This window comes from Streptomyces sp. NPDC059900 (assembly GCF_050270335.1).
Lineage (GTDB): Bacteria > Actinomycetota > Actinomycetes > Streptomycetales > Streptomycetaceae > Streptomyces.
In genome coordinates this window covers 1-9,834 of sequence record NZ_JBNNJZ010000309.1, presented here as the reverse complement: position 1 = coordinate 9,834, position 9,834 = coordinate 1, and the positions used below count along the sequence as shown (strand labels likewise).

Below are 9,834 nucleotides of genomic sequence, written 5' to 3'. Positions count from 1 at the left end.
CGCGTACGCCGTCCTGGTCTGGACGGCGTACGCGGAACCTACCCATGGGGAGTGCGCCGGAGCCTCAAGCCCTGCTCAGAACTTGACGTCGGAGCAGGCGTAAAACGCGTTCGCCGTGTCGTGGACCGTCCATACCGCGACGATCACGTGGTGTCCGCTTCTGCCGCCGGGGATGGTCCCGGAGTGCGAGAGCGTGGCGGGCGGCTGCTGTCCGTTGTAGGGGACATTGAGGAACGGGGTCGTTTCGAGGGCGGCCCGCGTGATCGGCTTGCTCTCGTCCCAGCCCTGCTTGGTGATGTAGTACTTGAAGTCGGTGGTGCGGTGACGTGCCGTGAACTGCCAGCGGAAGCTGTAGTTCTGACCCGCGCTGACGCTGGTCGTCGGCCAGGCGCCGCCGCCCGGCGCCTTCGGCTGGTTGAGCGTGTCGAAGCCGCCGACGCCCGCCGAGCAGATCTTCCCGTCGGCCGGACCGGCCGCCGGGAAGCCCTTTGGACCCTCGACGCTCTGCGGCTCGTACTGGATGGAACCGCAGCCGCTCACCGTGCCGTTGGAACAGTTGATCTGGCGGCTGGCCGGCAGATCCGTGTAGCCGTGGCCGCTCGCGCCACCGGACGAGAGCGCGAGGGCCCCGACCGTGGTGGCGCCGAGCATCGCCGCGTACATCTTCTTGTTTCGCATGCTGCCGCTCCAGGGGAAACGTGGGGATTCCGTGAGCCGTGCGCGCGCCGCGGCACCGCGTCGCTGCGGGTGCAGGGGCGCGGTGAATGCAGTGAGTTCTGCGGTCTAGACCAAGCTCAGATTATTGCCGGTAGTTGAACATGTCCATACCAATCGTGGAGACGATCCGATCGCAGCGACGGCGCGACTTCTCCACGAGTTCGCCGTTGGGGTCGTCGTTCGTCGCCACCCACGCCGCCGCCCCGGAGGCCGTCCGACCGCCCGCCAACTGCCGCTCTACGAGGCGCATTTGACGTACCTCCGCAGGTGCCTCCACGTACCAGCACTCCCCCATCAGGCCGCGCGCCTCGCGCCAGCCGGGCAGATCGCAAGCCAGATAGTTCCCCTCGGTCACCACGAGACGGGCGGTCGGCGGGACCAGGTGCCGGGCGGCGATCGGTTCGTGGAGCGTGCGGTCGTAATCGGGTACGTAGATGTCGTGCCCGGTGTCCGCGAGGACCCGGGTGAGGAGCGCGACGTATCCCCGGACGTCGAAGCTCGGCTCCGAACCCTTGCGCGAGGTGAGGGAGAGACGCTCCAGCTGATCGTTGGAGAGGTGGAAGCCGTCCAGCGGCAGATACGCGGCGGTCTCGCCGATGGTCTGCACCAGTGCCCGCGCGAACGTCGACTTGCCCGCGCCGGGCGGCCCCGCGATCCCGAGGAGGGTGCGGGGCCGGTCCGCGGTCAGGCGTCGGGCGTCCCGCGCGAGGTCCGCGAGGGCAGGGGCGTGGGCATGCCCGGGGGTGCTGTCATCGGTCTCCATGCCCCGTATAGAACGCCACCGTCAGGTCCTTGACCAAGGCCTTGCGCTCGTAGTCGTCGAGCTCGACGAGTCCGCGGGTGGTCAGCCGGGTCACCGTGTCCTCGACGGAGTCCACCACCGAGGTGAGCACGCTGTCGCGGTGCTTGGCGTCCAGGGCGGCGACCCGGCGCAGGCGCATGGTGTCGGCGATCTCGGGGGCGTACTCGATGCGGGTCGGCTGGGCCGAGAAGATCTGGATGCCCACCGGCTCGGTCTCCGCCGCGAGCATCCGGGTCAGCGCGTCGCCGACGGCCTCCGCGTCGCGCAGGGTCGGGGTGTCGTCGTGGAAGGCGTCGGCGGGCAGCCGGGACAGGACACGTGCGGTCGCCGCCTCGACGCACTCGCGCAGATACTCCTGGTGGTCGGCGACCCCGAGCGTGGCCCGCGCCGCGTCCTTGACCCGCCACACGACGAGGACGACGACCCGCAGCGCGACCCCGCCCCGGTCCACCGCGGGCATCGGCTCACTGCGCCAGTGCCTCAGGCGTACGTCGACACGGCGGCGCAGGAGGAGCGGGTTGACCCACATCAGACCGGTCCTGCGGACGCTGCCGCGGTACCGCCCGAAGAGGGTGAGCACCCACGCCGTGCCGACCCGGCCGCGGGCAAGGCCCCCGAAGCCGAACAGCGCGAGCGCGCCCGATCCGGCGAGCGAGGCCCACTGCGCGAGACCGAGCCCGGCGTATCCGTCGTACCCGTCGGGCCGGGGCAGTCCGGCCGCCTGCGCCACGGGCTCGGGCAGCACTCCGGCCCACCACAGCGCGGCCGCGCACCCGGCGACTCCCGAGGCCCCGCCGAGCACACCGGCCATGCCGGGCAGCACCCGGGCGGGCCGCTCGCCGAGCGCCGGGTCGACGTCGGGCAGGGGGCGGGCCACCGGGGCGGTCGCCGCCGCGGGGCGCCGGGCGGTGCGGGGCTGCTCCCCCGTGCCCTGCCGGCGCCGGACCACGGCGGGCGACAGCGACACTCCGGGGTCGGCGGGGTCGTCGCGGAAGAGCAGATGGATGGGGATCTCGGTGGTGGCCTCGCTCTGGATCAGGCGCGGCGAGCGGGCGGCCGGCTCCTTGGCGCCCGCGACCTGCGGGTCCTCTGGCTGGGGCGCCTGTGACCGTGATGCCGCTGTCGCACTCATCCTTGCCTCCGCCTCATACGTGCCTCCGCGTCATACGTGCCTCGATCTCATACGTGCCCGGGTCTCGTTCTTGACCGGGTTTCGTACGTGCCCCGGACTCATACGGGTCCGGGTCTCATATGTGCCTGGGTCTCGTACGTGCCCCGGTCTCATACCTGCCGCCCCGCGCTCACGCGGCTCACGCGGCTCACGCGGCTCACGTGGCTCACGTGCCTCACGTGGCTCACGCGAACAGTCGCCGCCACGTCTCCGGCCCCGGATATCCGTCCGCCGCCGCACCCCGCCAGCCCTGGGCCCGCTGGAACGCCTCGACGTTGCGGCGGTCGCTCTCGCTCCACTGCGGGCCGGGGCCCCGGGCGTAGTGCTTGCCGAAGCCCTTCTTCACCAGCTGTCTGCCGAGTTCCTCCACGGACGGGCTGGACCGGCCGGGGCGGAACACCCCGCTGCCGGGGTACACCGGAGCCCGGCCCTGGCTGCCGCCCGCACCCGCTCCGGCGCGCGGGATGTCGCGGCCCTTGCCGCTCATCAGGTACGACCACGTCCCGGGGCCCGGCAGACCGTCCGCGTCCTTGCCCTTCCAGCCCTGCGCCAGCTGGAACGCCTGCGTGGCCCGGCGGTCCGCGTCGCTCCAGCGCGGGCCGGGACCTGACGTGTAGAAGCGGCCGCCACCCCTGCTGACCAGGGCCTTGCCCAGCTGGGTGACGTACTTGTTGTTCGCGCCGGGACCGAAGGACCCCGCACCGGGATAGGCCGTCCCCGTGCCCGGCCGCGCGCCGCCCGGAGCGCCGCCCGTCACACCCTTGTAGCGGTAGGCCAGATAGCGGCTCCCATTACTCCAATAGGCATAGGGAGTCGTCTGCTTACGAGCATGCGGACGGGTCTGCTCGTACGCGATGTATTGCGTACGAGCAGTATTGGCCCAGCCGCCGAAAATGGTCACGTGCGACCCCTTCTCGGGGTTCGCGGGATTGTGGAAGAGAAGCATGTCGCCGGGTTGCAGCTGCGCCTTGGTAATGCGCACCCCGTACTTGGCCAGGCTGCCGGTCCATTCATTGCCGCCGAGGTTCCAGGCCATCGAGACAAAGCCCGAGCAGTCCTGCCGGTAGCCGTCGCTCCAGTACTTGCTCATGCTGTACGGCACCTGCGCCGCGACCCACGTCCCGGCCCGGGCGAGGATCGCGCTCCGGGTCATGGGCCGCGGCGCCGCCTCCGTGGGCCCCGGAGTGCCCGACGCGCCCGGCGCCCCGTGCAGCCCGCTCGTACCGCCCTGCGGACTGCCGGGACCGGGGTCCACCCGCGCATCCGCCCCCGGAACCGCCCCCGGATCCTCGTCCGCAGGAGCCCCCGGCACCGCACCCGGCGGCCGCCCCGGATGCTGCCCGGCATCGGGCGCGGCCACCGCCGGAAGCACCTGGCCGCCGCCGAGCACGGTGCCCGCGGCCGCGGCGACGACAAGGGCGCGCCGCGCCCCGTGCGCCGCCGGGTGGCCGCCGAGGCTCACGGGAAGCGCATGGGCCATGGCTCGCCGCCGGTGAATGCATCCGGGACAGTCGCAGTCGCTCTCGGGATCGAATTCATCGAATACCGGAGCAACCTCCATGCGATTCCCCTCACACTCAAGGAAAGAATGTCTGCGTCGCATCTGCACAGTCGTCAGCTTCTCAACTGTCGCGCGATATCGCATGTTGACGGTCCGAATGATTGAGCCGCCCGGAATTCACGCCCCACCGCCCCCCGGGGCCCGCCGCGCCCGGACCCCGGCCCGATGCCGCGCCGGGCCCCCGAAGCTTCCGGATGGTCCGGAGCACAGGCTCGCGTCCGGTAGAGTTCTCCAGGTCAGCAGGCGCCGCTAGCTCAGTTGGTTAGAGCAGCTGACTCTTAATCAGCGGGTCCGGGGTTCGAGTCCCTGGCGGCGCACAGACAGCGAAAGCCCTCCGTTCACGCGGGGGGCTTTCGTGGTTCCCGTGCCGCGTGGACACACCTGGATACGGGGCTTCCGCGCCGGGTCGATACCCGTGTCCGTACCGCTACCGTTGCGCCATGGCGCGCGACATACAGGAGCGGATCAAGAAGCTCATCATCGACCAGCGGCTGCCCTCGGGCGCCTCTCTGCCCACCGAGCCCGAACTGATGGAACGCCTCGGCGTCAGTCGGAATTCCGTGCGAGAGGCACTCAAGGCACTCCAGGCGATGGGCATCGTGGAAATCCGGCATGGTTTCGGCACATATGTCGGCCCTATGTCGATGGCTCCCATGATCGAGGGCCTCACCTTCCGCACGGTGGCCGGCCACTACCGCGGCGAGGACAGCCTGCTCCAGCTCCTGGAGCTGAGGGAGGCCGTGGAGACCGGGCTCATCGCCCGCCTGGCCGGCCGCATCCCGGCGGCGGACCTCGCCGAACTGGACGCCATCGTGGACCAGATGGACACCGAGACGGCGGCCAAAGACGGTCAGAACGGCCGGCCGGGCGCCGTGCAAACCGAAACCGACCGTGCATTTCACGCCACCCTCTACCGCTGCCTGGGCAACCCGCTGCTCGGTGAAGTTCTTGAAGCGTTCTGGGACGCCTTCCACAAAGTACGCACCGATCTGGTGGACGTGCCGCAGGATCCCAAGGTCACCTGCCGTCAGCACCGGGAGATCCTCGACGCGGTCCGGTCCGGCGACGTGCTCCGGGCCGAGCGGGCGATACGGGAACACTTCGGTAATATTCGAACGCGATTGAGCGCTCCTGTCCCTTCAGGCAGCAATAGCTAACTCAAATCGCTCGTATGACCGGTAAACACCTTGTTTCGCTCTTGCGATCATGGCTAGGGGCGTAGAACCTTGTGCTGGACCCATTGGCTCTCATGAGGCAGGCGGTACGGGGCAGTTGGGGACCCGGCCGGAGCCCGCGGGAGGAACGGGCGGGGGTCCCTTTCACGCACAGATGCCGAGGGGGGCATCATGCAACCGGAAGGTAGCTGTTCCATGTCTAAGGGGACGGTGGCCTGTCACTGATGCGTTCGTGAAGGTCGAGGGGGACCAGACCGGACGGAAGGACCAACGAACACGCGGGCGACCGCGTGCGGGGGGATGACTCATGACGTCGACGCCGACGGGCGCCGGGCCGAACGACCCGTCAGAGACGACCCAACTGCGGGTGCCGTCGCACCGGACAGGCGGGTTCAGGCGTATCAAGAAGGCACTGCCGAGATACGACTACGAGCACTACAGCCGTCTCGCGGGGCCGCTCACGCAGCCCGATCCGACCAAGCCGTACAAGGTGCAGTACCGCTCGCTGCTCTCGCAGGAGCCGCACCGGATCAGAGCCGCCCTGATGCTGGGCGCCGCGCCGCTGCTCTCCCTCGTGCTGCTCGCCTGGCTGCTCCAGCCGACACACTGGACGAAGCGTGACTACGTCGCGAACGACTGGCTGCCGACGCTCGACGTCGTGATGCTCATATCCATCGGCCTCATCGAGTTCTTCCGCTGCATGAACGTGCTGTCGAACGCGCACGCCACGCTCGTCGCCCGTGACCCGATACCCGTGGTGCCCGAGACCGGCACCCGAGTCGCCTTCCTCACCTCCTTCGTGCCCGGCAAAGAGCCGCTGGAGATGGTGACGAAGACCCTGGAGGCCGCGGTCAAGATCCGGCACCGCGGTCTGATGCACGTATGGCTCCTCGACGAGGGCGACGACCCGGCCGTCAAGGAAGTCTGCCGGCGGCTCGGCGTGCACCACTTCTCCCGCAAGGGCATCGCGAAGTGGAACATGAGCAAGGGCCCGCACCGCGCCAAGACCAAGCACGGCAACTACAACGCCTGGCTGGACGCGCACGGCGACGACTACGACTACTTCGCATCGGTCGACACCGACCACGTCCCGATGCCCAACTACCTCGAGCGGATGCTCGGCTTCTTCCGCGACGAGAACGTCGGCTTCGTCATCGGCCCGCAGGTCTACGGCAACTACGACAACTTCATCACGAAGGCCGCCGAGTCCCAGCAGTTCCTCTTCCACGCCCTGATCCAGCGCGCGGGCAACGCCTACGGCTCCCCCATGTTCGTCGGCACGAGCAACGCCGTACGCATCAGCGCCCTGAAGCAGATCGGCGGTCTGTACGACTCGATCACCGAGGACATGGCGACGGGCTTCGAGATCCACCGCGCCACGAACCCGAAGACCGGCCAGAAGTGGAAGTCGATCTACACCCCGGACGTGCTCGCGGTCGGTGAGGGCCCCAACGCCTGGACGGACTTCTTCACGCAGCAGCTGCGCTGGTCGCGCGGCACGTACGAGACCATCCTCAAGCAGTTCTGGAAGGCGCCGTTCTCGCTGCCGCCCGGCCGGCTGTTCAACTACACGATGATGGTCATCTTCTACCCGATGTCCGCCATGAACTGGATCCTGGCCGCGCTCTCCTGCGCGCTGTTCCTGGGCATGGGCGCATCGGGCGTGAACATCGACCCGACGATCTGGCTGATGCTCTACGGCAACGCGTCGGCGCTGCAGATCGGCCTCTACATCTGGAACCGCCGCCACAACGTCTCGCCGCACGAGCCCGAGGGCTCCGGCGGTATCGCGGGCATGGTGATGTCGGCGCTCTCCGCGCCGGTCTACGCACGCTCCCTGATGGACGCCGCGCTGCGCCGCAAGAGCAAGTTCGTCGTGACTCCCAAGGGCGATTCGGCCAGCCCGGACACCCTGTTCGGCACGTTCCGGATCCACCTGTTCTTCATCCTGGTCTTCGCGGGATCGATGGCCGCCGCGTTCGTCTTCGACCACGTGCACCCGGCGATGATCGTCTGGGCCACGTTCGCCCTGCTGATCACGGCCGCGCCGATCTTCGCCTGGCGGTGGGGAATGCGCCAGGACAAGAAGAAGCGCAAGTCCCGGCACGGCGCGGGCCCTTCGGGACCGTCGTCCGGCGGGGGCCAGGGCCCGACGGTGCCGCAGCAGCGCGACGGGGAGGACGCCACGGCCCGGTTGCCGCAGGCGCACGACGCCCCGCCACAGGGACCGCACGCGCCGCACGCGCCGCAGCAGAAGCCCAGCTGGGCATCGAACGGCCAGACCATGCAGATCGCCCTTGGGGGACGTAAGAAATGAAGGACCGCTCCAGCCGCCGCCGCGCCCGCCGCATAGCGATAGGCGCGGCGGTGGTCATAGCGCTGGCCGGGATGAACGGCCCGTGGCTCTGGCGCGTGGGTTCCGAGAAGTACCACGACTACAAGATCAACAAGCCGGAGTACAAGGCCGACAACGGTCACTGGCAGGTCGTGAACTTCCCCGAGGAGTACCGCCAGAACACGATCCACGCGGCGCTCCTGCACACCGGCAAGATCCTCCTGGTCGCGGGCTCCGGCAACAACCAGAAGAACTTCGACGCCAAGAAGTTCGACACCCGCCTGTGGGACCCGGTCAAGAACACGATCAAGAAGATCAAGACGCCCGTCGACCTCTTCTGCACCGGCCACACCCAGCTCGCCAACGGCAATCTGCTCATCGCGGGCGGCACCCAGCGCTACGAGAAGCTCAAGGGCGACATCACCAAGGCCGGCGGCCTGATGGTGGTGCACAACGAAGACCCGGACAATCCGATCACGCTGCCGGCGGGCACGAAGTTCACCGGCAAGAAGAACGGCAAAACGTTCGTGTCGAAGGACCCGGTCGTCGTCGAGCGCGCGAAGAAGGTCTTCGACAAGCAGACCGGCGCGTTCGTGCGCAACGAACCGGGCCTCGGCCGGGTGTACGTGGAAGCGCAGCAGAGCGGCACGAAGCACGAGACGGGCACCCAGGACAACTACCGCGTGCAGGGTCTCAAGGGCGCCGCGACCCGCAACACGTACGGCATCGCGCAGAAGCTCGCCCTGGACAAGAAGGACTTCCAGGGGATCAAGGACGCCTTCGAGTTCGACCCGGTCGCCGAGAAGTACATCAAGGTCGACCCGATGAACGAGGCCCGCTGGTACCCCACGCTGACCACGCTCTCGGACGGCAAGGTGCTCAGCCTCTCCGGCCTCGACGAGATCGGCCAGCTGGTGCCGGGCAAGAACGAGCTGTACGACCCCAAGGCCAAGAAGTGGACCTACACCAAGCAGGTCCGCCAGTTCCCGACCTACCCCGCGGTGTTCCAGCTCCAGAGCGGCAGGCTCTTCTACTCGGGCTCGAACGCGGGCTACGGCCCCGATGACGTCGGCCGCAAGCCCGGCACCTGGGACCTGGAGGAGAAGGGCAGCTGGAAGGGGATCCCCGGGATGAGCGACCCGAATCTCCTGGAGACCTCCAACACGGTCGAGCTGCCGCCCGCGCAGGAACAGAAGTACATGGTCGTCGGCGGCGGCGGTGTCGGCGAGTCCAGGAAGTCCAGCAAGAAGACCCGCATCGTCGACCTCCTGGACAAGAACCCGAAGTTCGAGGACGGCCCCGAGCTGGAGAAGGGCACGCGGTACCCGCAGGCCTCGACCCTGCCCGACGACACGGTGCTCATATCCGGCGGCTCCGAGGACTACCGCGGCCGTGGTGACTCGAACATCAAGCAGGCCCGGATCTACGACGCCAAGACCGGCAACATGCGGCGGGTCGCGGACCCGGAGGTCGGCCGCAACTACCACTCGGGCTCGATCCTGCTACCCGACGGCCGCGTGATGTTCTTCGGCTCCGACTCGCTCTACTCCGACAAGGCGAACACCAAGCCGGGCGAGTTCGAGCAGCGCATCGAGATCTACACCCCGCCGTATCTCTACCAGGGCTCGCAGCCCAAGCTCAGCGGCGGTCCCGAGGAGATCAAGCGGGGCGGGTCCGGGACGTACAAGACCCAGCACGCCTCGTCCATCAAGACGGCCCGCCTGATCCGGCCGAGCGCCTCCACGCACGTGACGGACATCGACCAGACGTCGGTCGCCCTGGACCTGAAGAAGTCCGCGGACGGGGTCACGGTGACGATCCCGCAGGAGCGGAGCCTGGTGGAGTCCGGTTGGTACATGCTCTTCGTCACCGACGACCAGGGGACACCGAGCAAGGCCAAGTGGGTCCACGTGCCGTAGCCCCGTAAGGGGCGCGAGGAACTGCGCGCTCAGCACGCGAAAAGCCGCAGTCGCTTCTGCCGAGATCCTGGCAGATGCGACTGCGGCTTCTTTGTGGTTGCTCGCGCAGTTCCCCGCGCCCCTTACGGGCGCTTTTTACTGAGCCGCCTTCGCC

General features: G+C 68.6%; 7 protein-coding genes and 1 tRNA gene. 4 read left to right on the top strand and 4 right to left on the bottom strand.

Annotated elements, in window-relative coordinates; genetic code table 11:
* Nucleotides 1-75: 75 nt before the first annotated feature.
* From ACQKIP_RS30230 to ACQKIP_RS30215, 4 genes are all read right to left on the bottom strand, one after another.
* A complete protein-coding gene (locus ACQKIP_RS30230) occupies nt 76-678 on the bottom strand; it encodes a lytic polysaccharide monooxygenase auxiliary activity family 9 protein (protein WP_365857461.1) in 603 nt (200 codons plus the stop codon).
* Nucleotides 679-799: 121 nt separating this feature from the next.
* Nucleotides 800-1,480, bottom strand: coding sequence for a nucleoside/nucleotide kinase family protein (locus ACQKIP_RS30225; RefSeq protein ID WP_365857459.1), 681 nt, complete (start codon nt 1,478-1,480; stop codon nt 800-802).
* The gene (locus tag ACQKIP_RS30220) at nt 1,467-2,651 is read right to left on the bottom strand and encodes an SPFH domain-containing protein (protein WP_365857457.1); all 1,185 of its coding nucleotides are present in this window, start codon (nt 2,649-2,651) and stop codon (nt 1,467-1,469) included. The genes ACQKIP_RS30225 and ACQKIP_RS30220 overlap by 14 nt, the downstream gene beginning before the upstream one ends.
* Nucleotides 2,652-2,874: 223 nt before the next feature.
* Nucleotides 2,875-4,251, bottom strand: a complete 1,377-nt coding sequence (locus ACQKIP_RS30215) for a peptidoglycan-binding protein (protein ID WP_365857455.1) — start codon at nt 4,249-4,251, stop codon at nt 2,875-2,877.
* Nucleotides 4,252-4,494: 243 nt separating this feature from the next.
* On the opposite strand from ACQKIP_RS30215, the gene ACQKIP_RS30210 reads away from it, so the two are divergent.
* The 4 genes from ACQKIP_RS30210 (at nt 4,495) to ACQKIP_RS30195 (ending at nt 9,680) form a co-directional block, all read left to right on the top strand.
* Nucleotides 4,495-4,568, top strand: a tRNA-Lys gene (locus ACQKIP_RS30210).
* 123 nt (nt 4,569-4,691) lie between these two features.
* Nucleotides 4,692-5,408, top strand: a complete 717-nt coding sequence (locus ACQKIP_RS30205; protein ID WP_365857453.1) for a FadR/GntR family transcriptional regulator — start codon at nt 4,692-4,694, stop codon at nt 5,406-5,408.
* A gap of 325 nt (nt 5,409-5,733) precedes the next feature.
* Nucleotides 5,734-7,743 (top strand): glycosyltransferase family 2 protein, encoded by a 2,010-nt coding sequence (locus ACQKIP_RS30200; protein WP_365857451.1) that lies wholly within the window; start codon nt 5,734-5,736, stop codon nt 7,741-7,743.
* The gene (locus tag ACQKIP_RS30195; protein ID WP_365857449.1) at nt 7,740-9,680 is read left to right on the top strand and encodes a kelch motif-containing protein; all 1,941 of its coding nucleotides are present in this window, start codon (nt 7,740-7,742) and stop codon (nt 9,678-9,680) included. Before ACQKIP_RS30200 ends, ACQKIP_RS30195 begins: the two co-directional genes overlap by 4 nt.
* The last annotated feature ends 154 nt before the right edge of the window (nt 9,681-9,834 follow it).